Source organism: Nocardia farcinica, from assembly GCF_001182745.1.
GTDB lineage: Bacteria > Actinomycetota > Actinomycetes > Mycobacteriales > Mycobacteriaceae > Nocardia > Nocardia farcinica.
On the sequence record NZ_LN868938.1, the window covers coordinates 56,490 to 82,650 of the forward strand.

The 26,161-nt window shown below is 71.6% G+C and carries 30 protein-coding genes and 1 pseudogene; 17 read left to right on the forward strand and 14 right to left on the reverse strand.

Translation table 11 applies throughout. The features are described from left to right. Nucleotides 1-30 precede the first annotated feature (30 nt). Nucleotides 31-612 (forward strand): Rv2732c family membrane protein, encoded by a 582-nt coding sequence (locus tag AMO33_RS00310; protein WP_106427723.1) that lies wholly within the window; start codon nucleotides 31-33, stop codon nucleotides 610-612. A 30-nt stretch (nucleotides 613-642) separates the two neighbouring features. Here AMO33_RS00310 and AMO33_RS00315 read toward each other — a convergent pair whose 3' ends face one another. Beyond that, nucleotides 643-2,019 (reverse strand): DUF349 domain-containing protein, encoded by a 1,377-nt coding sequence (locus AMO33_RS00315; protein WP_011210366.1) that lies wholly within the window; start codon nucleotides 2,017-2,019, stop codon nucleotides 643-645. A gap of 281 nt (nucleotides 2,020-2,300) precedes the next feature. Between AMO33_RS00315 and AMO33_RS00320 the strand changes: the two genes are divergently transcribed. The 8 genes from AMO33_RS00320 to AMO33_RS00355 all read left to right on the forward strand — a co-directional run bounded on the left by AMO33_RS00320 (nucleotide 2,301) and on the right by AMO33_RS00355 (nucleotide 11,118). Beyond that, nucleotides 2,301-3,074, forward strand: coding sequence for a class III extradiol ring-cleavage dioxygenase family protein (locus AMO33_RS00320; protein ID WP_060589722.1), 774 nt, complete (start codon nucleotides 2,301-2,303; stop codon nucleotides 3,072-3,074). Beyond that, complete coding sequence (gene miaA, locus AMO33_RS00325; RefSeq protein WP_011210364.1) at nucleotides 3,071-4,012, forward strand: tRNA (adenosine(37)-N6)-dimethylallyltransferase MiaA; 942 nt, start codon at nucleotides 3,071-3,073, stop codon at nucleotides 4,010-4,012. The genes AMO33_RS00320 and miaA overlap by 4 nt, the downstream gene beginning before the upstream one ends. Beyond that, the gene (locus tag AMO33_RS00330; protein WP_011210363.1) at nucleotides 4,009-4,845 is read left to right on the forward strand and encodes a TrmH family RNA methyltransferase; all 837 of its coding nucleotides are present in this window, start codon (nucleotides 4,009-4,011) and stop codon (nucleotides 4,843-4,845) included. Before miaA ends, AMO33_RS00330 begins: the two co-directional genes overlap by 4 nt. Further along, complete coding sequence (gene dapF / locus AMO33_RS00335) at nucleotides 4,842-5,777, forward strand: diaminopimelate epimerase (RefSeq protein WP_170916183.1); 936 nt, start codon at nucleotides 4,842-4,844, stop codon at nucleotides 5,775-5,777. Before AMO33_RS00330 ends, dapF begins: the two co-directional genes overlap by 4 nt. Nucleotides 5,778-6,000: 223 nt before the next feature. Beyond that, nucleotides 6,001-7,443 carry a GTPase HflX gene (gene hflX, locus AMO33_RS00340; RefSeq protein WP_060593213.1) on the forward strand — a complete coding sequence of 481 codons (1,443 nt, stop codon included), beginning with the start codon at nucleotides 6,001-6,003 and terminating at the stop codon, nucleotides 7,441-7,443. A gap of 323 nt (nucleotides 7,444-7,766) precedes the next feature. Further along, nucleotides 7,767-8,627: a lysophospholipid acyltransferase family protein gene (locus AMO33_RS00345; RefSeq protein WP_060589724.1), complete on the forward strand. Its 861-nt coding sequence runs from the start codon at nucleotides 7,767-7,769 to the stop codon at nucleotides 8,625-8,627. 79 nt (nucleotides 8,628-8,706) lie between these two features. Continuing rightward, nucleotides 8,707-9,768: an alpha/beta hydrolase gene (locus AMO33_RS00350; protein ID WP_011210359.1), complete on the forward strand. Its 1,062-nt coding sequence runs from the start codon at nucleotides 8,707-8,709 to the stop codon at nucleotides 9,766-9,768. Nucleotides 9,769-9,972: 204 nt separating this feature from the next. After that, nucleotides 9,973-11,118 carry an acyl-CoA dehydrogenase family protein gene (locus AMO33_RS00355; RefSeq protein WP_011210358.1) on the forward strand — a complete coding sequence of 382 codons (1,146 nt, stop codon included), beginning with the start codon at nucleotides 9,973-9,975 and terminating at the stop codon, nucleotides 11,116-11,118. Nucleotides 11,119-11,235: 117 nt separating this feature from the next. On the opposite strand, the gene AMO33_RS00360 is transcribed toward AMO33_RS00355, so the two are convergent. Continuing rightward, on the reverse strand, nucleotides 11,236-11,433 hold the full coding sequence (locus AMO33_RS00360) for a TrmO family methyltransferase domain-containing protein (RefSeq protein WP_082668538.1): 198 nt from the start codon (nucleotides 11,431-11,433) through the stop codon (nucleotides 11,236-11,238). Nucleotides 11,434-12,289: 856 nt separating this feature from the next. Then, entirely contained in the window at nucleotides 12,290-12,529 is a 240-nt protein-coding gene (locus tag AMO33_RS00365) for a hypothetical protein (RefSeq protein WP_162492694.1), read from the reverse strand. A gap of 25 nt (nucleotides 12,530-12,554) precedes the next feature. Here AMO33_RS00365 and AMO33_RS00370 point away from each other — a divergent pair, with 25 nt between their 5' ends. Continuing rightward, complete coding sequence (locus AMO33_RS00370; protein WP_041560260.1) at nucleotides 12,555-13,052, forward strand: CGNR zinc finger domain-containing protein; 498 nt, start codon at nucleotides 12,555-12,557, stop codon at nucleotides 13,050-13,052. Between the two features lie 70 nt (nucleotides 13,053-13,122). Here the strand turns inward: AMO33_RS00370 and AMO33_RS00375 are convergent, their stop codons facing one another. The 5 genes from AMO33_RS00375 to AMO33_RS00395 all read right to left on the reverse strand — a co-directional run bounded on the left by AMO33_RS00375 (nucleotide 13,123) and on the right by AMO33_RS00395 (nucleotide 17,806). After that, the gene (locus AMO33_RS00375; RefSeq protein WP_060589728.1) at nucleotides 13,123-14,409 is read right to left on the reverse strand and encodes an RNA polymerase sigma factor; all 1,287 of its coding nucleotides are present in this window, start codon (nucleotides 14,407-14,409) and stop codon (nucleotides 13,123-13,125) included. Nucleotides 14,410-14,424: 15 nt separating this feature from the next. After that, complete coding sequence (locus tag AMO33_RS00380; protein ID WP_011210352.1) at nucleotides 14,425-14,844, reverse strand: YciI family protein; 420 nt, start codon at nucleotides 14,842-14,844, stop codon at nucleotides 14,425-14,427. A gap of 116 nt (nucleotides 14,845-14,960) precedes the next feature. Next, a complete protein-coding gene (locus AMO33_RS00385) occupies nucleotides 14,961-15,614 on the reverse strand; it encodes a TetR/AcrR family transcriptional regulator (protein WP_060589729.1) in 654 nt (217 codons plus the stop codon). 52 nt (nucleotides 15,615-15,666) lie between these two features. Continuing rightward, entirely contained in the window at nucleotides 15,667-16,920 is a 1,254-nt protein-coding gene (locus tag AMO33_RS00390; protein WP_240327356.1) for a PucR family transcriptional regulator, read from the reverse strand. A gap of 250 nt (nucleotides 16,921-17,170) precedes the next feature. Then, on the reverse strand, nucleotides 17,171-17,806 hold the full coding sequence (locus tag AMO33_RS00395; protein ID WP_060589732.1) for a TetR/AcrR family transcriptional regulator: 636 nt from the start codon (nucleotides 17,804-17,806) through the stop codon (nucleotides 17,171-17,173). A 150-nt stretch (nucleotides 17,807-17,956) separates the two neighbouring features. Between AMO33_RS00395 and AMO33_RS00400 the strand changes: the two genes are divergently transcribed. Further along, complete coding sequence (locus AMO33_RS00400) at nucleotides 17,957-19,330, forward strand: ABC1 kinase family protein (protein ID WP_060593214.1); 1,374 nt, start codon at nucleotides 17,957-17,959, stop codon at nucleotides 19,328-19,330. Nucleotides 19,331-19,541: 211 nt separating this feature from the next. Further along, a complete protein-coding gene (locus tag AMO33_RS00405; RefSeq protein ID WP_060589735.1) occupies nucleotides 19,542-20,135 on the forward strand; it encodes a YdcF family protein in 594 nt (197 codons plus the stop codon). Here AMO33_RS00405 and AMO33_RS00410 read toward each other — a convergent pair. Next, nucleotides 20,089-20,343 (reverse strand): hypothetical protein, encoded by a 255-nt coding sequence (locus tag AMO33_RS00410; protein WP_060589737.1) that lies wholly within the window; start codon nucleotides 20,341-20,343, stop codon nucleotides 20,089-20,091. The genes AMO33_RS00405 and AMO33_RS00410 overlap by 47 nt on opposite strands. Beyond that, the gene (locus AMO33_RS00415; RefSeq protein WP_060589739.1) at nucleotides 20,340-20,927 is read right to left on the reverse strand and encodes a DinB family protein; all 588 of its coding nucleotides are present in this window, start codon (nucleotides 20,925-20,927) and stop codon (nucleotides 20,340-20,342) included. The genes AMO33_RS00410 and AMO33_RS00415 overlap by 4 nt, the downstream gene beginning before the upstream one ends. Nucleotides 20,928-20,988: 61 nt before the next feature. Here AMO33_RS00415 and AMO33_RS00420 point away from each other — a divergent pair, with 61 nt between their 5' ends. The 3 genes from AMO33_RS00420 to AMO33_RS00430 all read left to right on the forward strand — a co-directional run bounded on the left by AMO33_RS00420 (nucleotide 20,989) and on the right by AMO33_RS00430 (nucleotide 23,200). Next, nucleotides 20,989-21,942 (forward strand): helix-turn-helix transcriptional regulator, encoded by a 954-nt coding sequence (locus tag AMO33_RS00420; protein WP_060593215.1) that lies wholly within the window; start codon nucleotides 20,989-20,991, stop codon nucleotides 21,940-21,942. A 65-nt stretch (nucleotides 21,943-22,007) separates the two neighbouring features. Continuing rightward, nucleotides 22,008-22,490, forward strand: a complete 483-nt coding sequence (locus tag AMO33_RS00425; protein ID WP_060589742.1) for a hypothetical protein — start codon at nucleotides 22,008-22,010, stop codon at nucleotides 22,488-22,490. Nucleotides 22,491-22,573: 83 nt separating this feature from the next. Continuing rightward, entirely contained in the window at nucleotides 22,574-23,200 is a 627-nt protein-coding gene (locus AMO33_RS00430; protein WP_060589744.1) for a DUF305 domain-containing protein, read from the forward strand. A gap of 43 nt (nucleotides 23,201-23,243) precedes the next feature. On the opposite strand, the pseudogene AMO33_RS32915 reads toward AMO33_RS00430, so the two are convergent. Both AMO33_RS32915 and AMO33_RS00435 read right to left on the reverse strand, forming a co-directional pair. Next, nucleotides 23,244-23,366 (reverse strand): annotated as a pseudogene (locus AMO33_RS32915) (pyridoxal-5'-phosphate-dependent protein subunit beta); the annotation flags it as partial. Between the two features lie 197 nt (nucleotides 23,367-23,563). Then, nucleotides 23,564-23,818 carry a hypothetical protein gene (locus AMO33_RS00435; RefSeq protein WP_139337559.1) on the reverse strand — a complete coding sequence of 85 codons (255 nt, stop codon included), beginning with the start codon at nucleotides 23,816-23,818 and terminating at the stop codon, nucleotides 23,564-23,566. Nucleotides 23,819-23,999: 181 nt separating this feature from the next. Between AMO33_RS00435 and AMO33_RS00440 the strand changes: the two genes are divergently transcribed. Together AMO33_RS00440 and AMO33_RS00445 are read left to right on the forward strand one after the other, a co-directional pair. Further along, nucleotides 24,000-24,464 carry a MarR family winged helix-turn-helix transcriptional regulator gene (locus tag AMO33_RS00440; RefSeq protein WP_098700121.1) on the forward strand — a complete coding sequence of 155 codons (465 nt, stop codon included), beginning with the start codon at nucleotides 24,000-24,002 and terminating at the stop codon, nucleotides 24,462-24,464. Continuing rightward, nucleotides 24,461-24,829 (forward strand): DUF5313 family protein, encoded by a 369-nt coding sequence (locus tag AMO33_RS00445; protein WP_011210341.1) that lies wholly within the window; start codon nucleotides 24,461-24,463, stop codon nucleotides 24,827-24,829. The genes AMO33_RS00440 and AMO33_RS00445 overlap by 4 nt, the downstream gene beginning before the upstream one ends. Before the next feature lie 9 nt (nucleotides 24,830-24,838). Here the strand turns inward: AMO33_RS00445 and AMO33_RS00450 are convergent, their stop codons facing one another. Both AMO33_RS00450 and AMO33_RS00455 read right to left on the reverse strand, forming a co-directional pair. Then, on the reverse strand, nucleotides 24,839-25,123 hold the full coding sequence (locus tag AMO33_RS00450) for a YrhK family protein (protein ID WP_041560258.1): 285 nt from the start codon (nucleotides 25,121-25,123) through the stop codon (nucleotides 24,839-24,841). A 94-nt stretch (nucleotides 25,124-25,217) separates the two neighbouring features. Next, complete coding sequence (locus tag AMO33_RS00455) at nucleotides 25,218-26,087, reverse strand: NAD(P)-dependent oxidoreductase (RefSeq protein ID WP_060589749.1); 870 nt, start codon at nucleotides 26,085-26,087, stop codon at nucleotides 25,218-25,220. Nucleotides 26,088-26,161 lie beyond the last annotated feature (74 nt).

Sequence of the window (26,161 nt, forward strand, 5' to 3'; positions counted from 1 at the left end):
TCCGGTGACGACTCAGGAGGCGAGGACGCGGTGAGCTCGGTCGAGCAGAGCAACGACTTCGATCAGTTCCGCGCGGAGATCGACGCGGTGGAGCGGCGGATCGCGGGCGAGATCGATCCGGGCGTGCGTGCCATGGTGGTGGCGGGCGCGGTGTTCGTGCTGCTGCTGTCGCTGGTGCTCTCGCACGCGGGCAGCGCCCGCGGCTTCGACGTGCTGCTCGGCACCGACGCGGCCAGGATCGAGCACATCGGCCTGCCCTCGCGGGTGTTCGTGTGGTTCGTCGCCGTGTTCGGCGTCGGCTTCTCGTTGCTGGCGCTGATGACCCGGCGCTGGGTGCTGGCCTGGTTCGCGGTGGCGGGCTCGGCCATCGCGAGCGTGTTCGGCGTGCTGTCGATCTGGCACCGCCAGACCCCCGGCCTGGGCAACTACATGGGCGCGGGCCCCGGCATCGGCCTGGTGATCGGCACGATCGCCATCATCGTGCTGACCTTCCACTGGGTCCGCGTGGTGTGGAGCCGCACGGCCCTGCACCTGGAAGCCGAGGAACAGCGGCGAAACGCGGCCAAGGCCGCCGAGGAACGCGACCGCAAGCGCCTGACCGGCGAGGAGTGACCCCGATCGGCGACGCGTGCGCCGGCACGGTCAGCGATTGCTGACCGCGCCCTCGGCGGCTTCGGCCCACTCCCGCCACTGCTTGGCCTGCTCGAGCGCCTTCTCGGCGTCCCGCTCGCGACCCGCGGCCTTGGCCTTGGCGGCCTGCTCCTCGAAGTGCGCGACCTTCTCGCGGAACTGCGCGGCGCGAGCCATCGCCTCCGGGTCGGTGCGGCGCCACTGCGCGTCCACGGCGTCGCGCACCCGCTTCTCGATGGCGCGCAGCCTGCCCTCCAGATCGTGCATCCGGTCGCGCGGCACCTTGCCGATGGCCTCCCAGCGTTCCTGCAGATCGCGCAGGGCCGCGCGGGCGGCGTCCAGATCGTGGGCCGGATCGATGTGCTCGTAGGCGCGCAGCAGCTCTTCCTTGGCTTCGGCGTTCGCCTCGAATTCGGCCTCGCGCTCGGAGACCGCCGCGTTGCGCGCGGCGAAGAAGACGTCTTGCGCGCTCTTGAACCGCCGCCACAGCGCCTCGTCGGCCTCGCGCGGCGCCCGGCCCGCGGCCTTCCACTCGGCCAGCAGTTCCCGGAACACCGCCGCCGTGCCCACCCAGTCGGTGGAGTCGGACAGTTCCTCGGCGCGGGCGCACAGTTCTTCCTTGCGCGCCTTGGCGGCCGCCCGCTCGCGGTCGAGTTCGGCGAAGTGCGCGCCGCGACGGCGATTGAACGCCTCCCTGGCCTTGGAGTAGCGCTTCCACAGCGCGTCGTCGACCTTGCGGTCCACGCCGCGGATGGTCTTCCACTCCTCGAGGATCTCGCGCAGCCGATCGCCCGCGGCCTTCCACTGGGTGGACTCGGCGGCGATCTTCTCCGCCTCCGCGCACAGCGCTTCCTTGCGCTCGGTGTGCTCATGGCGGGCCCGTTCCTTCTCCTCCTTGGCGTGCGCGGCGGCTTCCTCGGAGTGTTCGGTGATCGCCTGCAGGCGCTTGGCCAGTCCCTCGATGTCGCCGATGACGGCGGCGGTGGGCAGCGATTCGGCCAGCCGGATGGCCTCGGCCTTGGTCTTGCGGGCGTCCGCGCCCGCCGCCAGCCGCGCCTCGAGCAGCGCCACCTCGGTGGCGAGGTCGTCGAAACGGCGGCCGAAATGGGCAAGGCCCTCGGCGGCGTCGCCCGCCTGCCAGGAGCCGACGATGCGCTCGCCGTCGGCGGTCTTCACCCAGGCCGTGCCGTCCTCGTCGACGCGCCCCCATTTGCTCGGGTCGCTGACGGTGGGCACCACCACCGGATGCGGATGGTGCTGGGCCGGGCCCGGGGCCGGTTTCACCGCGTGCGGCTTGGGATGGGACTTCGATCCGCCTGGCTTGGGGGCACCGGACGGACGCGGTGTGCCGCCGGGGGTGGCCTTCGCGGTTCCGTTGCTGTCGGTCATTGCTCTCCGTCCTTGCCGCGCGTCACGGCTGCCTGGTTACGCCCTAGCTCATCCCATTCAACCCGGTCCGAGCCGCCGCGACCATCACCGCCGACTCGCCCGCGGACGGCAACCCTGCCCGCGGTTCGTTGTGGGTCGACAACCCGTGATGACCTGGGTCGTCGCACCTCGACACTATCAATCCCCACCGGGATTGACCCGCGAGACACTCGAACCCGCCACCCTGCCCCGGCCCGTGGTACCGCGCGGCCCCGCCACGCCGAGCCGATACGGTTGACGGCGTGTTCACCATCGCGGCCCTGGTCCCTTCGCCGCCCGTCCTCGTTCCGGAACTGTGCGGCGGGCAGCCCGGCCTGTCCGGCGACGAGCGGGCCGAGCACCTGGCCCGGTTGCGCACGGCCACGCTGGCGGCCGTGGGCGAGCTCTCCGGCGTCCGCGACTGGACGGTGATCGGGGTGGACGAGGCCGATCTGAAGGCCGGTTCGGACACCGTGGGCACCTTCCGCGGCTTCGGCGCCGACGTGCGCGCCGGCCTGTCGGCGCGGGCGCTGGCCGGCGAGCCCGATCCGCGGCTCCCGCTGCCCCTGTTGATCGCGGCCTGGCTGCGCGGGATCGCCGCGCCCGCGGCGAGTGCCGACGCGCTGCTGGTCGCCGCCGACACCCCGCCGCCGCGCTGCCGGGAACTGGGCGCCCAGCTGCGCGCCGACCTCGACGCCGCGCCCGGGCCGCGCGGGGTGCTGGTGGTCGCCGACGGCGCCTGCACGCTGTCCACCAGCGCCCCCGGCTACTGGCACGAGGACGCGCCCGCCCTCCAACAGCGGCTCGACGACGCCCTCGACGCGGGTGACCGGGCCGGGCTGGCCGATCTCGACGCGGCGCGGTGCGCGCGGGTCGGCCTCGCGGGCCGGGCCGCCTACCAGGTGCTGGCCGGGCTGTTCGCCCCCGACGCGGCCGACCCCGCGGTGCGCACCTACTATCGGGACGCGCCGTTCGGCGTCGGCTATCACGTCAGCGTGTGGCGTCCGGGGGAGTATCGGGAAGGCAGGGCCGGATGAGGGTGCCGATCGCGGTGGTCGGTCCCACCGCCACCGGCAAATCCGAGCTCGGGCTCGCGCTCGCCGAACACCTCGACGGCGAGATCGTCAACATCGACGCCATGCAGCTCTACCGTGGCATGGACATCGGCACCGCCAAGCTGCCGGTCGCCGAACGCCGCGGCATCCCGCACCACCAGCTCGACGTCCTCGACGTGACCGAGACCGCGAGCGTGGCCACCTATCAACGCAACGCCGCCGCCGACGTCGAGGCGATCCTGGCGCGCGGGCGCACACCGGTGATCGTGGGCGGCTCGATGATGTATGTCCAAGCGTTGCTGGACGACTGGGAGTTCCCGGCCACCGATCCGGCGGTGCGCGCGAAGTGGGAGCGGCTGCTGGCGACCGAGGGCGTGGCCGCGGTGCACGCGGCGCTGCGCGCGGCCGATCCGGCGGCGGCGGCGACCATTCTGCCCACCGACGGGCGGCGCATGGTGCGCGCGCTCGAGGTCGTCGAGCTCACCGGCAAACCGTTCGCCGCGTCGGCCCCGCGCATCGGGACACCGCGCTGGGGCACGATCATCCTCGGCGTGGACCGCGACACCGCCGAACTCGACGAGCGGATCGCGCGCCGCACCGCCCTGATGTTCGACAGCGGCCTGGTGGCGGAGGTGCGCGGCCTGGTCGAGCGCGGACTGCGCGAGGGCGTGACCGCGCGGCGGGCGATCGGCTACGCCCACGTCCTGGCCTATCTCGACAACGAATACGACCTCGAACACGCCAAGGAGCGCACGCTGATCGGCACCCGCCGCTATGTGCGGCGGCAGCGCTCGTGGTTCCGGCGCGACCCGCGGGTGCGCTGGCTCGACGGCGCCGACCCCGGCCTCGTGACCACGGCACTGGCCCTGCTCGGCGACGCCGCGGCGGCGCCCGCGACCACGGAACGGACCACGCAGTGACCCGACGAGTCAGCACCCGCAACGCCTCGGTGCAGGTGTGGCAGGCCTATCTGACCAACCGCACCAAACGCCATCGCGACCGCCGCTTCCTCGTGCAGGGGGTGCGCCCGATCACCCAGGCGCTGGCCGCGGGCTGGCCGCTGGAGACGCTGCTGTACCGGCTCGGCGGGCCGGAGTTGTCGGGCTGGGCACGGCAGATCCTCGACACCACCGACGTGCCGTTGGTCGGCCTGGTGCCCGAGCTGATGGCCGATCTCGGCGAAAAGACCGAGGCCGCACCGGAACTCGTCGCGGTGGCGGTCTCCCGCCAGCCCGAGCTGGCGGAGTTCGCGCCCGGTGAGCCGGGTGAGGACGCACCCGTGGTCGTGGTGTTCGATCGGCCCAACTCGCCCGGTAACCTCGGCACCCTGATCCGCTCGGCGGACTCGTTCGGCGCCGCCGCGGTCGTGGTGACCGGGCACGGCGCCGACCAGTACGACCCCCGCGCGGTGCGCGCCTCCACCGGTTCGCTGTTCGCGGTGCCGGTGTTCCGGGTGCCCGGCCCGGCGCAGGTGCTCGAGTTCCGGGACCGCCAGATCGCGCGCGGCATCCCGACCACCGTGGTCGGCACCGACGAGCACGGCACCGCAGCGGTGTTCGATCACGACTTCCGCGACGCCACCATCCTGGTGATCGGCAACGAGACCAGCGGGATGAGCGCCGCCTGGCAGGATGCCTGTGACGAACTGGTCGCCATCCCGATGGGCGGTACCGCCAGTTCCCTGGGCGCACCGTCGGCGGGTGCGGTCGCCCTCTACGAAATATCCCGGCAGCGGCGGACGTTTGTCCGATGACGACGGAAACGGAGACCACAGGCGTGACGGACATCGGCGGGACGGACATCGAGTTCACGAAGGGCCACGGCACCGAGAACGACTTCGTCGTGCTGCCCGACGAGGACGTCCGGCTCGACCTGACGCCCGCGCGGGTGGCCGCGCTCTGCGACCGGCAGCGCGGCCTCGGCGCGGACGGGGTGCTGCGGGTGGCGCGCGCCGGTGCGCTGCTGCGCGCGGGCGTGCTCGACGCGTTGCCCGCCGGGGTGTCCGACACCGACTGGTTCATGGACTACCGCAACGCCGACGGATCGATCGCGGAGATGTGCGGCAACGGCGTGCGGGTCTTCGCCCACTACCTGGCCGCCACCGGACGTGCGGAGGGCACCGAGCACGTGGTCGGCAGTCGTGCGGGCGCGCGGCCGGTGACCGTGCACGCGGCCGGCCCGACTCACGGCGAGGTCACCGTGGCGATGGGGGAGGTCCGTGCGCTGGGCGCCTCCACCGCGACCGTGGCCGGCTGGGGCTACTCCGGTCTCGGTATCGATGTCGGGAATCCGCACCTGGCGTGCGTGGACCCCACACTCACCGCGGAGGCGCTGGCCAAGCTGGACCTGACCGTCTCGCCCGGCTACGACCCCGACCTGTTCCCGCACGGGGTGAACGTCGAGATCCTGACCCCGCTCGACGAGCAGCGCGCGGTGGACATGCGCGTCTACGAGCGCGGCGTCGGCGAAACCCGGTCGTGCGGAACGGGAACCGTGGCGGCGGCGGCCGCGGCCCTGAGTGCCGAGGGCTTCGAGCTGGCCACCGGCAGCGGGGCGGTCACCGTACGGGTGCCCGGCGGCGCGGTGCGGGTCGGGCTGGAGGCGGGCTCGGCGTGGCTGCGCGGTCCGTCGGTGCTGGTCGCCACCGGTCGCCTCACGGCGGACTGGTGGCAGACGCTCGGATGATCACCCGGGCGAAATCGGAATGCACGCCACCCCACCGGCGTGGCAGCATGGATGGTGTATGAGGAAATCAGAGACGTTCGACATCACTTCGACCTCCGGCGCGAACGACGACGCCGACCAGGCCGAATTCACTTCTGACATCGATCTCACCGACGGCGACGTCACCGACGAGAACGATGACTACGCGCGCGAAGGCGACGTTCTCGCCGAGCGTGCCGCCCGCATGAAGCGCAACGGCTGGACCGCCGAGCCCACCGCGGGCGAACTTCAGCTCGAGGAACGCAGCTCGTTGCGCCGCGTGGCCGGGCTGTCCACCGAACTCACCGACATCACCGAGGTCGAATACCGGCAGCTGCGCCTGGAACGCGTCGTGCTGGTCGGCGTGTGGACCTCGGGCACGGCCGCCCAGGCCGAGGCGAGCATGGCCGAGCTGGCCGCCCTCGCCGAGACCGCCGGGTCGCAGGTGCTCGAGGCGCTGATCCAGCGCCGCGACAAGCCGGACCCGGCCACCTACATCGGCTCCGGCAAGGCCGACGAACTGCGGGCCGTCGTGCTCGAGACCGGCGCCGACACGGTGATCTGCGACGGCGAGCTGACCCCGGCGCAGCTGACCGCGCTGGAGAAGGTGGTCAAGGTCAAGGTCATCGACCGGACCGCGCTGATCCTGGACATCTTCGCCCAGCACGCCACCTCCAGCGAGGGCAAGGCGCAGGTCTCGCTGGCACAGATGGAGTACATGCTGCCCCGGCTGCGCGGCTGGGGTGAGTCGATGTCCCGGCAGGCCGGTGGCCGCGCGGGCAGCAACGGCGGCGTGGGCCTGCGCGGTCCCGGTGAGACGAAGATCGAGACCGATCGCCGTCGCATCCGCGAGCGCATGGCGAAACTGCGCCGGGACATCCGCGAGATGAAGACCGCCCGCGAGACCAAGCGGGCGCGCCGGGCGTCCTCGGGCATTCCCCAGGTCGCCATCGTCGGTTACACCAACGCGGGCAAGTCGAGCCTGATGAACGCGCTCACCGGCTCCGGGGTCCTGGTGCAGGACGCGCTGTTCGCCACCCTCGATCCGACCACCCGCCGGGCCGAGCTCGACGACGGGCGCGAGGTCGTGTTCACCGACACGGTCGGGTTCGTCCGGCACCTGCCGACCCAGCTGGTCGAGGCGTTCCGTTCGACGCTGGAGGAGGTGACCGGCGCGGATCTGCTGCTGCACGTGGTCGACGGTTCCGATCCCGACCCGGCGGGCCAGATCAAGGCCGTGCGCGAGGTGATCGCCGACGTCATCAAGGAGTCCGGGGCCGCGGCGCCGCCGGAACTGCTGGTGGTGAACAAGATCGACGCGATCTCGCCGATGCGGCGCACCGAGTTGCGCGGCCTGCTGCCGGACGCGGAGTTCGTCTCCGCGCACACCGGTGCGGGCGTCGACGGGCTGCGGGCCCGGCTGAACGAGGTACTCGGTGGTCTCGACGTGGAGGTCGGCGTGCTGCTGCCCTACACCCGGGGCGACCTGCTGGCCCGCGTGCACGCCGACGGCCGGATCCTCGAATCGGCGCACGAGGAGGGCGGCACCCGGCTGCGGGCCCGTGTCCCGCACGCGCTGGCGGCGGCGCTGTCGGAGTACGCGCACGCCGGTGCCGCCGGCGAGCCGGTCGGGGCCGAGCGGACATAGCACCGACGCGGAAAATAGAACCGACCGATACGTCCGGCGCCGGATGGCGCCGGACGTATCGGGTTCGCCACCGGTTCGCGCCCACGGGCGAGCCATCGTCGGGTCATGCGCTACGGCAACGGGATTGATGCGCCTCGCGATCCCGTCCCGCGCCGCCGTCGGGGTGGGCCGAACTGTGAATTGATGCACATCCGCTATCCGAGTTGCAACATGTTCCATCGATCTGGGTAGTCTGGGTCACAGCCGCGGTTCTCGCGGACCAGGGGACATCACATTCCGTACGACGACGTGCAGGGATCCGACATGCGATGGGGTAGCCACCTATGCCTGAATCCTCGCCCGCCGAGGCGGTGCTGACCGACGGCGCGCCACTGCAGGTGCGACTCGCGGACACCGACATCCGAATTCTGGAAACACTGCTCGCGCCGCTACGCGCGTGGACGAGTCCGCGTTTCTACGGCCTGGACAACATCCCGGCCGAAGGGTCCGTGCTACTCGTCGGCAACCACAATCTGCTCGGCGCGATCGACGCGCCGCTGCTGCTGCCCGAGGTCTTGCGCCACCGGGGCAGGCTCATCCGCGGCCTGGCCGAACACGTGCTCATCGCGGTGCCGGGCGTGCGGCACTTCCTGCACCGGTACGGGTCGGTGCGCGGCACCCGCGGCAACTGCCTGGCGCTGCTCGAACGCGGCGAGGCGGTGATCGTCTTTCCCGGCGGCGGGCGCGAGGCGGTGCGCCGCAAGGGGGAGAAGTACGTGCTCAAGTGGGAGGGTCGTACCGGCTTCGCGCACATGGCGCTCACCGCGGGCGTGCCGATCGTGCCGGTGGCGATGATCGGTGTCGATGACGCCTTCGACATCGTCGTGGACGGCGATCATCCGCTGATGCGGCCGGTGCGCTGGACCGTGGAGGCGCTCGGCCTCAAGCGCGATCTCACCCCGCCGCTGGTGCGCGGGATCGGGCTCACCCCGATTCCGCGCCCGGAACGGTTCTACTTCTCCGCCGGTGCGCCGATCGACCCCGCGCCGTGGGTCGAGTCGGACAATCCGGAATCCGCCGCCGCGGACCTGCGCGACGTGGTGCGCAAGGCCCTCGAGGAGGAGATCCGGTTCCTGCTCGCCGAACGCGACCGCGACTCCGGTCGTACGCTCGTCGGCCGGATGAAGGATCTGCTCCGCCGCTGAATCGGGGACATTCCCCATTTCCTCCCCGATCTTCCGTCGGTCCGGCAAACATCCGGCGTGCCGTGCGTAGCGTGAGGGAATGGTGTGGAGCGGTACCCGATCAGCGGTCACCGCGGTTGCGGCGGTGGTTGCGATCGCGTTCGTTCCGGCGGCCGGTGCGGCCGCCGATCCCGTGCCGCCCGATCCGGTCGTCACCTCGGGCGAGCCGCTGGCCACGCCGACCTCGGCCGACGGTTCCCGGGCGGTGGATCTGGTCGTGGTCGACGCGCGCACCGTGCGCCTGCGGGTGTACTCCGCGGCGATGGGTCGCGTGATCGACATCGATGTCCAGCGGCCGGCCGACACCGGCGCACCGCGCCCGACGCTCTATCTGCTCGCGGGCGCGGGCGGCGGCGAGGATTCGGCGAGCTGGGCGAAGCAGACCTCGGTGCTCGAGTTCCTCGCCGACAAGAACGTCAACGTGGTGCAGCCGATCGGCGGCGCCTGGACCTACTACACCGACTGGCGCGCCCCCGATCCGGCGCTGGGTGTCAACAAGTGGAAGACCTTCCTCACCGAGGAACTGCCCCCGGTGATCGATGCGGCGCTCGGGACGAACGGTGTCAACGCACTCGCCGGGCTCTCCATGTCGGGCACCTCGGCGCTGCAACTGCCGATCGCGGCACCGGGGCTGTACCGCGCCGTCGCGGCCTACAGCGGGTGCGCGCAGATCAGCGATCCGGTCGGGCACCACTTCGTGGCGACCGTGGTCGCCGCCGGGCACGGCGACGTGGTGAACATGTACGGCCCCCCGGACGACCCGATGTGGGCGGCCAACGATCCCTACGTGCAGGCCGAGCGGCTGCGCGGACTGGAGCTGTTCCTGTCCACCGGCACCGGCCTGCCGGGCAAGTGGGACACCCTCAACGGCCCGCACGCGATGCCGGGCAGCGACGGGCTGACCAACCAGCTCGTGCTCGGCGGCATCCTCGAGGCCGGAGCCGACCACTGCACGCGCAACATGCGCGACCGGCTCACGCAGCTCGGGATCCCCGCCACCTACGACTTCCAGCCGCGCGGCACCCACTCCTGGGGCTACTGGGAGGACGCGCTGAAACTGTCCTGGCCGGTCCTGGCCAAGGGGCTCGGCCTGCCGGAATGATAGCGGTCCGCTATTTCCGATGGATAAGCGTGTACTCGCGGTTACGTTTGCCGGGAATCTCGCTCGATGGGTGCTTGTGACGCTACTCTTCCTGGTGAAACCGCGATTTTCCGGTGCGAAGTGAACTGTGATTCGTGTTCCGGGTACCGTATGCGGTAACGACGGGTCGGTTGGTCCGGCCGGTGTGGTCACTAGGAGGTTGGTGTGGAGCGCACACTGTTCGAGCCCGAGCACGAGTTGTTCCGGGAGTCGTACCGCAAGTTTCTCGATCAGCACGTCGCCCCGAACCACGCGAAGTGGGAAGAGGCGGGCATCGTCGATCGTGACGTGTGGCTCGAGGCCGGCAAGCAGGGCTTCCTCGGCATGGCCGTGCCCGAGGAATTCGGCGGCGGCGGCGTCAAGGACTTCCGCTACAACGCCGTGATCACCGAGGAGACCGTCAAGGGGCAGTACTCCGGTCTGGGTTTCTCGCTGCACAACGACGTGATCGCGCCGTACCTGCTCGAGCTGTCCAACGACGAGCAGAAGCAGCGCTGGCTGCCCAAGTTCTGCTCCGGTGAGCTGATCACCGCCATCGCCATGACCGAGCCCGGCACCGGCTCGGACCTGCAGGGCATCAAGACCCGCGCGGTGCGCGACGGCGACGACTGGATCCTCAACGGCGCCAAGACCTTCATCACCAACGGCATCAACGCCGACCTCGTGATCGTGGTCGCCCAGACCGACCCGGAGAAGGGCGCGATGGGCTTCAGCCTGCTCGTCGTCGAGCGCGGCATGCCCGGCTTCGAGCGCGGCCGCAACCTCGACAAGATCGGTCTCAAGGCGCAGGACACCGCCGAGCTGAGCTTCACCGACGTCCGCGTGCCCGGCAAGAACCTGCTCGGCACCGAGGGCATGGGCTTCATCCACCTGATGCAGAACCTGCCCCAGGAACGCATGTCCATCGCCGTCATGGCGGCCGCCGCGATGGAGGCGTGCCTGGACATGACCTGTCAGTACGTGCGCGACCGCAAGGCGTTCGGCAAGCCGATCGGCGCCCTGCAGAACACCCGGTTCGTGCTGGCCGAGCTGGCCACCAAGACCACCGCGGTGCGGATCATGGTCGACCGCTTCATCGAGGACCTCAACGCGGGCAAGCTCTCCGCCGAGGACGCCGCGATGGCCAAGTGGTGGAGCACCGAGGAGCAGCTCGACCTCATCAACCGGTGCCTGCAGCTGCACGGCGGCTACGGCTACATGCGCGAGTACCCCATCGCCAAGGCCTACACCGATGCCCGCATCCAGACGATCTACGGCGGCACCACCGAGATCATGAAGGAGATCATCGGCCGCTCCCTCAAACTCACCTGATCCCACCCTTTTTCGATGCCGGACGGGTGCTCGACCCGTCCGGCATCGTCGTCTCCGGGCACTACGGAATGCAGACGACCGGCGCGGTATCCGACAGGGACTCCCGGTGTCGGAAACCTAGAAGTAGTCTCGCAGCATCTCGGTCGCCCAGGCGGCTTGCCGAACCTCGCCCCGGGGGCCGAACTCGGCGAACCAGGGCTTGATGTCGAGCACCGGGGTCCCGTCGACCGCGTCCAGCTCGGCCACGTGCAGGTCGAGGCCGTCGATGCGGAGCAACCGCGTGCGGGAGACACCCAGCCAGTTGACCCGACGCATGTTGCGGTGGCCGAAGATGCCGACCTTCGGCCAGGCGGGGTTGTCGCGGGCACTGCGTGCACCGAAATGGAGATCGGATCCCGCTCCGCCCGCAGGAGAGCCTTTGCCGATTCCCGAGGACGGCCGGCCGCGCTCAGCGCTTTCGCATGGACAACGGTCAGCAACGCCCGCTCGCGCGGACAGGCGCCGCGATAGCGGGAGCCGTCGACCGAAGCCTCGGCCAGTGCCAGCCCCGATCTCGGGTCACCGAGGTCGATCGCCTGGTGAGCCATCGCGCGCAGGATGTGACCGGTCAGCGGCGCGTCGTCCGCCTCCGTTGCGAGCTTGGTCGCCGCCACGAAGTAGCGTTGGGCGGCGGCGTGTTCGGCCGACCGTCCGTGTCCTCCACCGTGTCGCTGATCGATCCTGGAGAACAGGGCGATGACGTCGTGAACCGCGGTGACGTCGGCCCGGCCCACGTGACGCGTGCCCGCCGCGACGCGGGAATCGGGCACCGGACTCCCGGTCCGGCCCGTGTTCAGCACCGAGGCGCTCACAGCCGCGGAGTATCCGGCGCGGAGAAAGCTGCGTCGTTCCACATCGGCCTTTCCGAGGCTGAGCAACATGACTGTCGGATCGTGGGTGCCGACGGAGCATTGCTGGAGGGGATCAGTGAGGCCAAGGCATCCAGCGACATCCCAGCGGCCGTGCGGGCTGCTCGGAGTTGTGCGCCGACGATGGCGTCGGGACTGTCCATGGGGGGATCCAACCATCCGAGCGCGTCCGATGGGACGAATTCGGCTGTGCGGCGCGGGATTTCGTGGCGACGATGGCGAGATCGGCTGGTGCTCTGGGGCGGGTGGTGTTCGAGGGCGATTCAGCGGCCCGGTCTGCTGCCGACCTCGGTCGATGTCGGGCCGGCACGGCGCTCCTCCGGCGTCGGCCGGTCGGGGGTGGTGTGGGCCGGAGGGAAGGCGCTTTCGCCCGCGGTGGCGATCACCTGGTCGCGGTCCTGGACGATCCAGGTGCCGCAGAGGCAGCGCAGGTAGCGGACGTCGCGGTGGGTGGAGACGATCGACGGGGTGGGCCAGGCGCAGGTGGGGCAGGTGGCGGACATGAACCCAGCCTGATGTAATGGTCTAGTGCAGTTCAACCCTTACGGCGGCATGGCGGCGGCGTTGGCGGCTCGGCTGGTGAACGCCGGACCGGACGAGGACCTGGGCGCGGTGCTGGCCGAGATGGACTACCGGCCGGTCGGCCCGGTCGCGCCGGAGCAGGAGGCCGAATTGCGCTCCTGGATCGGTGAACTGGCGGCCGTGTTCGCCGATCCGACGGTGGAGCGGCTCAACGCGTTGCTGGCCGCGACCGCCAGCAAGCCCCACATCTCCACGCACGACGGCCGCTCGCCGCACCTGCATTACGCCGAGGTGACCGCGCCGGTGGACGAGCGGGTCAAGGCCTACACCGCCGTCGGTCTGGCCGTGCTCTTCTGCGAGGCGCCCGACCGCATCGGCACCTGCGCTCGCGCGGGCTGCTCGGCGGTGTTCGTCGACACCTCCCGCAACGGGCGCCGCCGCTACTGCTCCACCCGCTGCGCGACCCGGGTACACGTCGCCGAACACCGCCGTCGCACCGCCTGAACCCGCGCCCGCCTGAACCCGCACCCGCCTGAACCCGCACCCGCCTGAATCCGTGCCCGCCTGAATCCGCTCAGCCGAGGGCGGCGATCTTGCGTTTCAAGACGGTGCGCTCGCGGTCGTTGCCGCAGCGTTCGATGGCGCGGGCGAATTCCACCCGGGCCTCGTCGGTGCGGCCGAGGCGGCTGAGCAGTTCACCGCGTACGGTCGGCAGCAGGTGCGAGCCCGTCAGTCCCTTGGCGGTCGCCAGCCCGTCCACGATCGGCAGCGCCGCGGCCGGGCCCTGCGCCATCGACACCGCGACCGCGCGGTTGAGTTCGACGATCGGGGAGGGCGCCAACCTCCCCAGCGCCTCGTACAGCACCACGATCCGCTCCCAGTTGGTCTCCTCGACCGAGGCGGCGACGGCGTGACATTCGGCGATGGCGGCCTGCAGGCCGTAGATGCCGAGGCCGCGCCCGAGCGCACCGGCGCGGGCCAGGGCGGCGCGACCGCGCCGGATCGCCGAACGGTCCCAGCGGCGCCGGTCCTGCTGCTCGAGCAGGACCGGCTCGCCGTCGGGGCCGGTGCGGGCGGGGAACCGGGACGCGGTGAGTTCGAGCAGGGCGAGCAGGCCGTGTGCCTCCGGCTCGTCGGGCATCAGGCGGGTCAACACCCGGGCCAGGCGCTGGGCCTCCCCCGCCAGGTCGAAGCGGATCAGCTCGGGACCGCTGCCCGCGGTGGAGCCCTCGGTGAAGATCACGTAGATCACCTTGAGCACCGAGATCAGCCGGGCCGGGCGCTCGGCCGCCGGCGGCACCTCGAACGGCACCCGCGCGGCGGCGAGGGTCTTCTTCGCCCGGGTGATGCGCGCCTGCACGGTGGCCGTCGGCACCAGGAACAGCCGCGCGATCTCGTCGCTGCCCAGGCCGCCGATCACCCGCAGCGTCAGCGCCACCCGCGCTTCCTGGGACAGCACCGGGTGGCAGGCGGTGAACATCAGGGCCAGCACGTCGTCGTCGATCCGATCGGGATCCCACAGGATCTCCTCGGCGTCCCGCGCGGGATCGCCGGCCTCGGCGCCGGTGAGGGCACCGCCCTCGCCCAGATCGCGGGCGAGGGCGGTGTAGCGCTCGTCGAGGGCGGAGTTGCGGCGGAAGGCGTCGATCGCGCGACGGCGCCCCACGGTCAGCAGCCACCCCGCCAGATTGCGCGGCGTGCCGTCTCGCGGCCAGGTCACCAGCGCCTCGGCCAGCGCCTCCTGCGCCAGGTCCTCGGCGAGGGCGAAGTCGCCGGTGTAGCGGGCGAGCGCGCCGACGATCCGCGCGGACTCGATCCGCCACACGGCGGCGACGGCCTCGCGGCCGGTGTGTTCGGCCATCGTCTCCGGCTCCGCTCAGAGCTGCCCGGTCGCCTCGCGCCAGGCCCGCTCCTTCTGGATCCACTCGTTGTCCTGCGGGAACTCGTCGATGGTCGGCACCCGGCGGATCTCGGTCTTGAATCCGGGACCGGCGGCGGGCAGTCGCTTGGCCCACTCGATCGCCTCCTCCTTGGAGGCCACGTTGAGGATGTAGAAGCCGCCGAACAGTTCCTTGGTCTCGCCGTAGGGACCGTCGGTGACCACCGGGTCCTCGGAGGAGTAGTCGACCACGACGCTCTCGGCCGGGTCTTCCAGCCCCTCGGCGGCGAGCAGCACACCGGCGCGGATCAGCTCGTCGTTGAACCGGCCCATCGTCTCGATCATCTCGGTGAAATCGACCTCGCCCATGGACGCGTAGGCCTCGTCGGTGGCGCGCATGATCAGCATGTACTTCATCGTTCGTCTCCTGCGATATCGGTGGGTCCCTGCGACCCTCTCATCCCTAGGTCGAACGGGCGCGGACACGAATCGACAAATCGGCGAAGATTTTTTTCGCGGTTCGTTTCGGCAGGTCAGCCGAGTGCGGGCGCGGATCCGGCGGCAGGCGTGTCCCGCTGGGCGGCCCGGGCATCGATCCAGGCGCCCGCCAGCCGCGCGGTCATGGCGACGGCCTCGCGCCGCTCGTGCTCGTCGACATCCATCGTGGCCGCGCGCAGCACCCCGGCGAAGGCGGTGTTGAGCACCACGAAGGTCATCATGTCGTATTCGCGGTCGTCACCGGGACCGAGGAGCTGGACCATGTTCGCCTTGATGAGCCGGTGCAGCCGCGGTTCGAAGTCCGGGATGGCGGTGTCGTAGAAATGCACACCGCCCACCAGTGCCCGGACCAGCGCCGCTTCGGCCGTCAACTCCGCCGAGATCGCCTCCAAGGCGACGGCGAAGCGCTGCTGCGCCGAGGAACCGGGCGTCTCGAGTGCGCGGTGCAGGTGTTTCTCCGCGTCGGCGAGCAGCCGGGCCAGCAGTTCCTCCACGATGACGGTGCGGTCGGCGAAGTACCGGTAGACGGTGCCGATGCTCACCCCGGCTTCGACGGCGATCCGATTGGTGGAGGTGTTGGCGATGCCGCGTTCGCCGAACAGTCGCGCGGCGGTGTCGAGGATGTGGTCCCGGGTGAGCTTGGCACGCTCCTGATTGGGCCGCCGTCGCGGCGCGGCCTTGGGTGGCATCGTGGTTCACCTGCCGATCGGTGGGCGATGATCTTGCATGGTAGGCGCCGGGTCAGCCCGCGGTGGCCAGCGGCTGCACGGCCCGGCGTGGCCGCACCGGCCGCGGCGGGTGCGCCGGAGCCGTCGTACCCGCGCTCGCCCGCGCGATCAGCGCCGAGCGCAGGTAGAACAGGCCGTCGGGGCGGGCCGGATCGTGACCGGTCACCTCGGCCACCCGGCGCAACCGGTAGTCGACCGTGTTCGGGTGCACGTACAACGCCTCGGCGGTGCGCAGCCTGCTCAGATCGGTGTCGATGAAGGTCTGCAAGGTGCGCAGCAGGTCGGGGTGGTCGTCGAGCAGCGCGATACACGCCTCCAGGCTGTCGCGACCCGCGCCGGGACGGACGAGCTGATACTGCAACGCCAGGTCGGCCAGCCGATGCAGGCCGGGCCCGAGGCCCAGATGTTCGGCGGTGTCGAGCAATTCGTGTGCCTGGGTGGCGGCGGTCGGGATCTGCGCCACGGTGGCGGTGAGCACGGCGGCGGTGATGTGCACCCGCGCGGCGCGGGAGAACCGCTCGACCAGGCCGTCGAGCGCGGTCTCCGCGCAGGCGGTGGTGGGCACCAGGATCGTGCCACCGTCGACCGACAGCAGCGACAGCGCCTGGTTGCCGAGTTCGGTGGCCAGCGCGGCCTGCAGCCTGCGCAGTTTGCGGCGCGCCACGACCTGCCCGTCCAGGCGGGGATGGTGCTCGTCGGGGTGGGCGGGCACGGCCAGCGCCAGCACGAAATAGCGTTCGGCGAGCGGGATTCCGTGGTCGCGCGCGATCGCCGAGGTCGCGTGCCCGCTCAGCAGCGCCGAGGTCAGCGTGTGCACGGCGGTGTGGCGTGGCGCGGCGGCCGCCTTCTGTTCGCGCACATAGGCCTTGCCGACCGTGGCGGAGACGAGGTTGAGCAGCTCCAGCGCGGCCGCCGCGGCGGGCACGATGTCGGCGCCGCGGGCGGGCCCGGAACGTGGGAAGAGCAGGTCGAGACTGACCTTGACGCCGTCGTGCACGGCATGCAGCACGGTGTCGATCGGGACGCCGGCGCGTGCCCAGCCCGCGGCTGCGCTGTCCAGGCGCGGGATCTGCTCGGTGGTGGCGGCACCGGCGGCGCGCCGCAGCAGCCAGCTCAGACAGCCGCGGACGACGACGGTCAGGTCGCCGCCCAGCCGGTCACCGGGCAGGGCACGCCCGGGGGCGCCGGGGCGCGTCAGGTGCGCCACCACATCCCGGGTCAGGCGATCGACATCGGGCGTGGACGGGGCGATGCTCTCGATCGTCACGGGGGACCTCCTTGTCACCGGGTGCCGAAGTCGCCGCGGTGCGGCGAGCGCGGACCGGCGGCGTCGGTGTCGAGCCGATTCCTGTGACTCGGCGTCGACTGGTATCGAGAACGGTAATCCGGCGCGGTGCTCACCTTCTACTCCGCTTCACATCCCGTTCACCGCTCCGAGAAAATCGTCCTCACCTGCATGAACAGTGGTAATCGGTGGGTGAAGCGGGTGCTTGTTCCGTCCGGAAGCGGAAGGGTGCTCACTTTTCGATCATGGTGGGGTCGGCGCTCTCGACGGCCGCCCACGCCCCGATCATCCGAGCCGTCAGGGTGATCGCGTCCCGGCGTTCGGCGCTGCCCACCTCGAGCGCCGAGGCGCGCAACACGGTGGCGAATCCGGTGTTGATCAAGACGAAGGTCATGGTGTCGTAGCGCCGGTCGTCGCCGGGGCCGAGCAGCTGGATGATCATGACCTTGACCAGCACCCGCAGGCGCTGCTCGAACTCGGGAATGCCGCTGTTGTAGAACTGCACACCGCCCACCAGGGCCCGCACCAGCGGCGCGTGCGCGACCAGTTCCTCGGTCAGTGCCTCGAACACCTGCGCGGCCAGGGACTCGATCCCGTCGGCCACCATGCCGAACAGCCGCTCGGTGAGCCGCCGCTCGATACCCTTGAGCAGCCGTTCGAGCAGTTCCTCCACGATCACGGTGCGGTCGGCGAAATACCGGTAGACCGTGCCCACGCTCACGCCCGCCTCGGCGGCGATGCGGTTGGTGGAGGTCGCGTCGATGCCGCGTTCGCCGAACAGCCGGGCGGCGGTGTCGAGGATCAGCTCCCTGGTCGCCTTCGCCCGTTCCTGGGTCGGCCTGCGTCGGCTCCCGGGCGTCGACGGCACCGCAACCTCCTGTTCTCCGGCGACGAAGATGAGCTTCCGCTCAGCTTAACGACGCACAACGGGACGAACCACGAGAATCCGGCACCATACCGGGGCGGCGGTATGGTGACCGGCGACACCGCCGGGCCGGGAGTCGTGGAGGGTTGGACGATGGACGATCGGGTGCCGCGCGGCAGGCTGGCACGAGGCAGCAGGCTGGGCAGACTCGCCGCCGGGCAGGCCGTGCGCGGTGTCGGCACCAAGGTCGCGATGCTCGGACGCACCGAACAGGCGCGCCGGGCGCTGGCCGAGCGGTCCGCCCTGCAGGCCGCGCAGCAGCTCGTCACCGTCCTCGGCGGAATGAAGGGCGCGGCCATGAAGCTCGGGCAGATGCTCTCGGTGCTCGACGTCGACCTGGTGCCCGAATCCCATCGCGAGCTCTTCCGCGCCAAACTGGCCGAATTGCGGGACCGCGCACCGCACGTCGCGTTCGCGGCGATGCGCCGGGTGATCGAGGACGACCTCGGGCCGATGGCGCGGATCTTCGCCGACTTCGACGAGACGCCGATCGCGGCCGCCTCCATCGGGCAGGTGTACCGGGCGCGCCTGCGGGACGGGCGCGCGGTGGCCGTGAAGGTGAAGTACCCCGGTGTCGACCAGGCCGTCGAGGCGGACCTGCGCAACCTGCGCATGATCGCGCGGATGTGGAAATCGGTGCTGCCCAGCGCCGCCGACACCGCCGTGCTCGACGAGGTCGCGCTCAACATCGGCGGCGAACTCGACTACCGGCGCGAGGCCCGCGATCAGCACCGCGTCGCGAGCCGCTATCGCGGCCACCCCTACGTCCTGGTGCCCGACAGCATCATCGAGCACTGCGGTCCGAACGTGCTCGTCACCGAACTCGTCTACGGCAGGCCCTTCGACGAGCTGCGGGCACTTCCGGATGCCGACCGCGACCACCTCGGCGAACTGATCTACCGCTTCTACATCAATTCCTTGTTCGTCGACTACGAATTCTGCGGCGACCCGCACCCCGGCAACGTCCTGCTCGCCGCCGACGGCCGCGCCGCCTTCGTCGATTTCGGGCTGTACCACCGGATGAACCCGGTCGACGCCGATTTCGAACGCGACTGCCTGCGCGCGGCGGGCGAGCACCGGGCCGACGACCTGTACGCGGCCTGGGTCGGGCGGGGCATCGTCGACCCGGATTCCGGTGTCACGGCCCAGGATTGCCTCGAGTACGTGTGGGCGGCGGCGGGCTGGCACCTGCTCGACGAGCCGATCACCATCACCCCCGAGATCGCCACCGGCGCCGTGGTGCTCGCCGTCGACCCGCGCGCCGTGCGCTTCCGGGGTGTCCACCGTCAGCACCTGCCCCGCGAGCACGTGTTCTCCCGCCGCGCCGACCTGTTCACCTACGCGGTGCTCGGACAGTTGGTGTGTACCGCCAACTGGCACCTGCTGGCGCGCGAATGGCTGCTCGGAGATGCGCCGCACACGGAGGTCGGGCGCGCGATCGCGCGCTGGCGGGCCGAGCGGGGGTGAGCGCGGGGGGCCGTGCCCGGTGACAGGCGGGTGCCGGTGCTGTTTGTGCCCGGTGGCGAGGCCGGGGTGGCGGGTCACCGAAGGGCCGTGGATCGTCCCGTGAGTTGTCCAGAGCCGGGCGATTTCGGCCGGGACGGCGCGGCGCCGTCCCCATGATGGTGCGCACGTCCCGGCTCGGCACCGGCGGGACGTGCGAGACCAGGGAGATTCCATGCGCCACATCCTGTCGTCCACCGTCCGAGCCGCGACGCGCGTGCTGCTCGCCGCGGCCGCGCTGGCCACCGGCCTGGCCGCCCCGGCCGTCGTCGGCGCGACCCCGCTCGATCTCCCGCCGCTGCCCGGCCTGCCCGAGCCCGGCTCCCGACTCGGTTTCCGCGGCCCGGACACCGCCATCGTGGTGCTCGGCTACGGACTGCTGCCCGACGGCGCCATGCGCCCCGAACTCGTCGAACGCCTGCGCGCCGGATACGCCCAGGCGCTGCTGGCCCCGGCGTCACCGATCATCGTGACCGGGGGCAACCCCCGTAACGGCACCACCGAGGCCGCGGCCATGGCCGACTGGCTCGTCGCCCGAGGCATCCCGCCGGCCCGCGTCCACCGCGACGACCGCGCCACCACCACCCGCGAGAACGCCGAGTACGCCGCGCGCATCCTCGCCGCCCTCGGCGCCCGCGACGCCGTCGTGGTCACCTCCGGCGACCACGTTCCCCGGGCGGTCGCCCTCTTCCGCGCCGCGGGCATCGAGGTCGCCGCGGCACTCACCCCGGAGGAGGTCCCGGCCCTCGCACTTCCGTTCGGCCGGTGAGCACGGTGCCGCCGTCCAGCACGGCGAGGACGTGGCGCCGGGCCCGCTCGGTCTGGGCCGCGAGGCCGTCGAGGAGCGCGCCGGTGGCGTCGACGCCGTGCCGGCCGCCGACGTAGCGGGCCGGTCCGGACGGGGCGATCCTGCCCTGCGCGGACGTGGGGCCGATGGGCAGCCGCGGCGGATCGACCGGGATGGGCAGCGTGGTCAACGCGTGCTCGTCAGCGAATCGGTGGCGTGGGTGTGCAGGTAGAGGTCGCGCAGCAGCGCGACTTCGGCGAGATGGTGGATGAGTTCGCGGTTGATGTGCAGGACCAGCGCCGCCATCGGCAGCTCGGCGTAGGGACCTTCGGCCGGTCCCGCCGGGCGGGCCAGGCCGGCGTCGCCGAGTGACTCGACGCCCGCCCGCCAGCGCGCGTACTCGGCGTCGAGCTGTGCCAGCGCGTCGGCGGCCGTGGCGGCGTACTCGAAGGACTGGTAATCGGTGGCCGGCCTGCCGAAATGCGCGGCGTTGCGCATGGCGAGCACGCCGACGACGACATGGCCGAGCCGCCAGGCGACGGTCGTCAACGGGGCCGGATCGGGCGGGGGCATGGCGAAGTCGATGGTCATGGCGCCGGAACCGGCCTGCACGGGCGCCGTGCCGGTGCCGCGCGGGCGCACACTCCAGCAGCCGGGCGCGGGTTCCCAGAAGTACTCGGCGTCGGTGAGGCCGTCGAGGCGTCCGCGCAGCTGGTGGGTCCAGTGCCAGTCGAATTGGTCGCGGAGCAGGGCATTCCAGGTCTGATCGGTCATGCCACCAGTGTCTCGCCGAATGCGGACAGCTGCGTTCCGCGATCTGTGCGACGATCCGAGTATGAGCGTGGAGGCGACCACCGAGCGGGTGTTGCGGCTGCTCGCGCTGTTGCAGCGAAGGCCGTCGTGGACGGCGGCCGAGCTGGCCGCCGAACTCCGCGTCACCGCTCGCTCGGTGCGGCGCGACGTCGAGCGGCTGCGGGCCCTCGGCTATCCGGTGCAGGCGACCGCCGGTGTCGGCGGCGGCTACCGGCTGGGCGCGGGCACCCGGCTGCCGCCGTTGCTGTTCGACGACGAGGAGGCCATCGCCACGGCGGTCTCGCTGCGCATGGCCTCGGGCGGGACGGTGGCCGGGACGGGGGAGGCGGCGTTACGGGCGCTGGCCAAACTCGATCAGGTGATGCCGCCCCGGCTGCGCACGGAGGTGCGGGCGGTGCACGGCGCCACCGACACGCTCGTCGGGCCCGGCGCCGAAGTCGACGCCGACGTCCTGGTGCGCCTGGCACACGCCTGCCGCGACGCCGTCCGGGTGCGGTTCCGGTACGCCGGTCGCGGCGCCGCCGACACCGAGCGCACCGTCGAACCGGTGCGGATGGTCGCCACCAGCCACCGCTGGTATCTGATGGCCTGGGACGTCGACCGGGCCGACTGGCGGACCTTCCGACTGGACCGGATGCGCGACCTCGTCGCCACCACCTGGCGTTTCCGCCCGAGGGAGCACCCGGACCCGGTGGACTACGTGCAGCGATCGATGACCGAGGCGCCCTACCCGCACCTGGCTCGCATCCGGCTGCACGCCCCCGCCCGGCGCATCCGCGAGCTGGTGCCGCCGCAGGTCGGCCGGATCGAGGACGACGGCGACGGCCGCTGCCTCCTGATCGTCGGCGGCATGGACCTGGACTGGCTCGCGGTGCACGTCGCGCGGCTCGGCGTCGACGCCGACGTGCTCGAGCCACCCGAACTCCGCGCCGCCGCCGCCCGCTTGGCCCGGCGCCTGGCGCGGATGGGCGGCTGAGTATCGCGGGCCCGGGGGTCTCGGCGATCGCGGAGAGGGGCTCGGCGGCTGCTAGATTCGAGGGCGTGCGGCTCGCCGATGGATCGCTCCTGCGTGCATGGCTGCCCGCCGTCGTGACGATGGCGGTGTTGGGCATGCACCACCTCGTCGGCGCCGCACTCGATTCGACAGGGGCGGCGGATCATTCGCGGCACGCGGCCGTTCCCGCCGCGGCATCCGCCCCGGCGGACCTGCACGAGGTCACCGGATTCGCGCCGGACGGCCACCGTGCCGATGGGTCCGGTGGACCGGAGGTTGCCGCGGGACCGCGCGACGGCGCCCCCGGTGAACCGGCCCCCGGCGAACACGACGGCGGCCACGATCTGCTCCACCTGTGCGCGGCGATCCTCACCGCGCTGGCCGGTCTCGCGCTGGTGCTGTTCGGCCTGGTCGGCCTGACCCGCGACGACGCGGTCGCCCGAGCTCGCCGGACCGCGCCGTCGGTGGCCCGGCCGCCACCGCGCCCGACCTCCCGGCGCCTGGCCGCATTGTGCGTGTTGCGGCTGTGATCGACGCCCGCCGGACCCGGCGTTCCGGGTCGCGGCGCGCTCTCACCTGCCACAAGCAATTCCTACTTCCAGGAGCACACACCATGACCACTCGTACGACCCTGCGCGCTGCCATCCCCGCGGTCCTGGCCACCGCCGCCCTCCTCGCCGGCTGCGGCGACGACAGCGGCGACCACGACACGCACGCGACCACCGCGTCGTCCACGACGGCCGGCGCGACCACCGGCGCGACCGGTGCGGCCGCGCACAACGACGCCGACGTGGCGTTCGCGCAGGAGATGATCCCGCATCACCGCCAGGCGGTGGAGATGGCCGCGCTGGTGCCCGAGCGCAGCACCGACCCGCGCGTGCGCGACCTGGCCGCCCGCATCCAGCAGGCGCAGGACCCCGAGATCGCCACCATGACCGGCTGGTTGCAGAGCTGGGGAGCGCCCGTCGACGGCGGCGGCCACGCCGGCATGGGGCACGGTGACATGTCGATGCCCGGCATGATGACCGACGAGCAGATGGCGCAGTTGCGGGCGGCCCGCGGCGCCGAGTTCGACCGGATGTGGTTGACGATGATGATCGCCCACCACGAGGGCGCGGTGCAGATGTCGCGCACCGAGCTCGCGCAGGGTGCCGACCCGGCCGCGAAGGCACTGGCTCAGCAGATCATCGACGGCCAGCAGGCCGAGATCGACCAGATGCGCGGCCTGCTGCAGGGCTGACGGATGCGGCCCGGTTCCCCCGGCCGCGCGCCGGGGGAATCGGGCCGACCAGGGCGAGCCCGAATCCCAGGGTGCCGCTGCTGGATTCGACGATCCGGGCGCCGGCCGCGAGGTCGCCGCGGCTTTCGGCGCGGCGCACCATGTGCAGGGCGGCCCGGTCTTTCATGCGTCTGTTCGCTTCTGCGGAGGATGCGCGGAGCGGGATGGACACCGGCACGGACCACGCGGTCCGGCCTGGCGCCTGCCCGTCAGCGCCGAGCGATACAGAGGTGGGTCAGGATTTCGCAGCCCCCGCGCACCGGCAGTGCGGTGGGCGGTCCGCGCGGTGTCGCGATCGCCGGCGACGGCGCCGGGGCCGGCTCGCTACCCGCGACCGGGACGGCCGCCGGTGTGCCCGTCGGAGCGGGCAGGCCGGCGGGGCGCGAGCGCCTTCTCCACGCAGTGCGCGGGGTGTGGCGCGCACGGGTGCGCGGCGGCATCGTCGAGCGAGTGGGCGGCGGTGTGCGCGGGGGAGGGGGTGGTCGAGGCGGGGTGGTGGTGGCTCGCGGCGGCGGCGCCGACGCATTCGGTGAGCAGTCCGGCCAGCAACACCAGGGTTGCCAGGAGCGGTAATGCCAAGCGCCGCAACGGATCGGTGAACCTTATTTTGGTGTCGACTCTAGCAACGAGATCCGGCCACTATTTACGGTACCCGCCTACCGTATGGCGCCGGGACCGAGGCGGCGTGAACAATTAACGCATTAACTGATAGTGTCTAAACGAAAGGCCGCGCTGGGTGGCGGCGCTGGAAGGAGGCTCCGTGGAGATCGATGACCCGCTGCGATTGGACCGGCAGGTGTGCTTCGCCCTCGCCGTCGCCAACCGCTCGGTGCTGGCGGTCTACCGCCCACTGCTCGAACCGCTCGGGCTCACCCACCCGCAGTACCTGGTGATGCTGGCGCTGTGGGAGCGTGCCCCGATGTCGGTCAAGGCCATCGCCGAGGCCATCCAGCTCGACTCGCCCACGCTGTCCCCGCTGCTCAAGCGGCTGGAGGCGGCCGGGCTGATCACCAGGGAGCGCGACCCGCGCGACGAACGCAACCTCCAGGTGAACCTCACCGAAGCGGGCGCCGCGCTGCGTGCGAAGGCCGAGCGCATCCCGCCCGCCGTGGTGGAGAGCCTCGGCGTCACCATCGCCGACCTCGAGGAGCTGCGCGAGGTGCTCACCCGCGTCAACGAGGCGGCCCGCCGCTCGCTGTCCACCACCCGAGGAGTCTCCGCATGAAACGCCCCAATCCCGTCCAGTGGATCGGCTACTCCCTCGGCCGCCGCCTACCCGACGATTTGCAGGACTGGGTCCGCCACGACCTCACCGGCAGGCACGCGGTCGCCCGGCACCTCATCCGCGGCCTCGTTCCCTTCACCCCGCTGTTCGCGGTGTTCCTGATGTTCCCCGGCGAGCTGTGGCTGCGCGGCTCGATGGTGCTGCTCGCCGTGCTGCTCGCGCTGTTCTACACCGCGGCCTTCATGCCGATGAACCGCGCGCACCGCCTGGCCAAACACGGACTACCCGCCGATCTGGAGAACCCCGAGCGCGCCCGCAGACGCGCGGCCGACCGCGCCCGCTACGCGGCGAAATACCCGCATTAGCCCAGGTACTCAGTAGTCGTACCCGTCGTCGCGGTCGGCGCCCAGCCGCTGCAGATGCACGCGGCGGTTGAGCCGGATCAGCGGCCGGGCCAGGAAGTACAGCGAGCCGATCAGGAACAGGCAGCGCCCGGCCACCACGGTGGCGTCGAAGAACTGCAGGATGCTGCCGGCGGTGAAGAAGACGGCGATGAGCACGTCGTTGGCGATGGAGATGCTCTCGTAGCGGTTGTTGACGACGATCTGCTGCCGGCCCACCGGCAGGCGCAGGGCCGGTTCGGAGTGGGTGTCGGTCATATCCCGGCGCCTACCCGGTCGGGCCCGGCTCATAACACCGCGGTGGGCGGTGGGCCGAGAAGCTCCGCTCGAGCCCACCGCGTCGGCGGCGGACTCAGCGCAGTTCCTCCACGGTGCGCTCGAACGCCAGCGCACCGTGTCCGTCGGCCACCTGCCGATCGATGAGGGTCTTGATCGGCGCGACGATGTCGAGCGCGACACCGGCGTCCCGGCTGGCCCGCACGATCGCGTCGAAGGCGGCCTTCTGGAAATCGAGATGCTGCACGTCGGTGGTGTAGTCGCCACCGTCGATCACCGCGCCGTACCGGGGCAGCAGTTGCGCCATTGCGGTGAGCCACGCGCCGGCGCGCCCGGCGAAGTCGGTCGCGGAGATGCCCGCCGACCCGACCAGCGCCGCGCCGTGGAAGAACCCGCCGTACATCGCGTACATGGCGGAGAGCAACGCGAAGTCGACCAGTGCGGCGAGCCCGGCGTCCGCGCCGAAATAGTCGGCGCGGCCGAGTAGTTCGAGTGCGGTCCGGTGGCGGTCGAACACCGCGCGGGAGCCGCTGTAGAGGATCGAGGAGCCCTCGGTGCCGATCATCTCGGGCACGGCCATGATGCCGCCGTCGAGGTATTCGATGCCGTGGCTCTCGGCCCACGCGGCCAGGTCGCGCGATTCCGCGGGCGCGGTGCTGGTGAGGTTGAGCACCTGCCGTCCGGCCAGCTCGGCGGCGAGCGGATCGAGCACGGTGTGGACGGAGGCGTGATCTCTGAGCACGACCACGACGAGTTCGCCCGCCCGCACGGCCGCGGGCGCGTCGGGCGCGCGGCGCACGCCGGCGGCGACGAGGTCGGCGTCCTTGCCGGGGGAGCGATTCCACACCGTGGTGGGGTGACCGCCCTTGTGCAGCGCGGCGGCGAGCGCACGGCCCATCGGACCGAGGCCGAGGACTGTCACGGGGGTGGATCGGGTGTCCGCCATGGCGGTGGTTCTCCTTGTTCGCAGGGGCTGGTGCGGCGCCGGACTCCACCCTCACCCGATACGGTGGAACCGGC

Excerpts from the sequence above, each read along its gene's own strand:
- AMO33_RS00315 (WP_011210366.1), bottom strand. The coding sequence starts at position 2,019 with ATGACCGACAGCAACGGAACCGCGAAGGCCACCCCCGGCGGCACACCG.
- miaA (WP_011210364.1), top strand. The coding sequence starts at position 3,071 with ATGAGGGTGCCGATCGCGGTGGTCGGTCCCACCGCCACCGGCAAATCC.
- dapF (WP_170916183.1), top strand. The coding sequence starts at position 4,842 with ATGACGACGGAAACGGAGACCACAGGCGTGACGGACATCGGCGGGACG.
- hflX (WP_060593213.1), top strand. The coding sequence starts at position 6,001 with ATGAAGCGCAACGGCTGGACCGCCGAGCCCACCGCGGGCGAACTTCAG.
- AMO33_RS00345 (WP_060589724.1), top strand. The coding sequence starts at position 7,767 with ATGCCTGAATCCTCGCCCGCCGAGGCGGTGCTGACCGACGGCGCGCCA.
- AMO33_RS00350 (WP_011210359.1), top strand. The coding sequence starts at position 8,707 with ATGGTGTGGAGCGGTACCCGATCAGCGGTCACCGCGGTTGCGGCGGTG.
- AMO33_RS00360 (WP_082668538.1), bottom strand. The coding sequence starts at position 11,433 with ATGCGTCGGGTCAACTGGCTGGGTGTCTCCCGCACGCGGTTGCTCCGC.
- AMO33_RS00365 (WP_162492694.1), bottom strand. The coding sequence starts at position 12,529 with ATGTCCGCCACCTGCCCCACCTGCGCCTGGCCCACCCCGTCGATCGTC.
- AMO33_RS00375 (WP_060589728.1), bottom strand. The coding sequence starts at position 14,409 with ATGGCCGAACACACCGGCCGCGAGGCCGTCGCCGCCGTGTGGCGGATC.
- AMO33_RS00380 (WP_011210352.1), bottom strand. The coding sequence starts at position 14,844 with ATGAAGTACATGCTGATCATGCGCGCCACCGACGAGGCCTACGCGTCC.
- AMO33_RS00385 (WP_060589729.1), bottom strand. The coding sequence starts at position 15,614 with ATGCCACCCAAGGCCGCGCCGCGACGGCGGCCCAATCAGGAGCGTGCC.
- AMO33_RS00400 (WP_060593214.1), top strand. The coding sequence starts at position 17,957 with ATGGACGATCGGGTGCCGCGCGGCAGGCTGGCACGAGGCAGCAGGCTG.
- AMO33_RS00405 (WP_060589735.1), top strand. The coding sequence starts at position 19,542 with ATGCGCCACATCCTGTCGTCCACCGTCCGAGCCGCGACGCGCGTGCTG.
- AMO33_RS00415 (WP_060589739.1), bottom strand. The coding sequence starts at position 20,927 with ATGACCGATCAGACCTGGAATGCCCTGCTCCGCGACCAATTCGACTGG.
- AMO33_RS00420 (WP_060593215.1), top strand. The coding sequence starts at position 20,989 with ATGAGCGTGGAGGCGACCACCGAGCGGGTGTTGCGGCTGCTCGCGCTG.
- AMO33_RS00430 (WP_060589744.1), top strand. The coding sequence starts at position 22,574 with ATGACCACTCGTACGACCCTGCGCGCTGCCATCCCCGCGGTCCTGGCC.
- AMO33_RS00445 (WP_011210341.1), top strand. The coding sequence starts at position 24,461 with ATGAAACGCCCCAATCCCGTCCAGTGGATCGGCTACTCCCTCGGCCGC.
- AMO33_RS00450 (WP_041560258.1), bottom strand. The coding sequence starts at position 25,123 with ATGACCGACACCCACTCCGAACCGGCCCTGCGCCTGCCGGTGGGCCGG.
- AMO33_RS00455 (WP_060589749.1), bottom strand. The coding sequence starts at position 26,087 with ATGGCGGACACCCGATCCACCCCCGTGACAGTCCTCGGCCTCGGTCCG.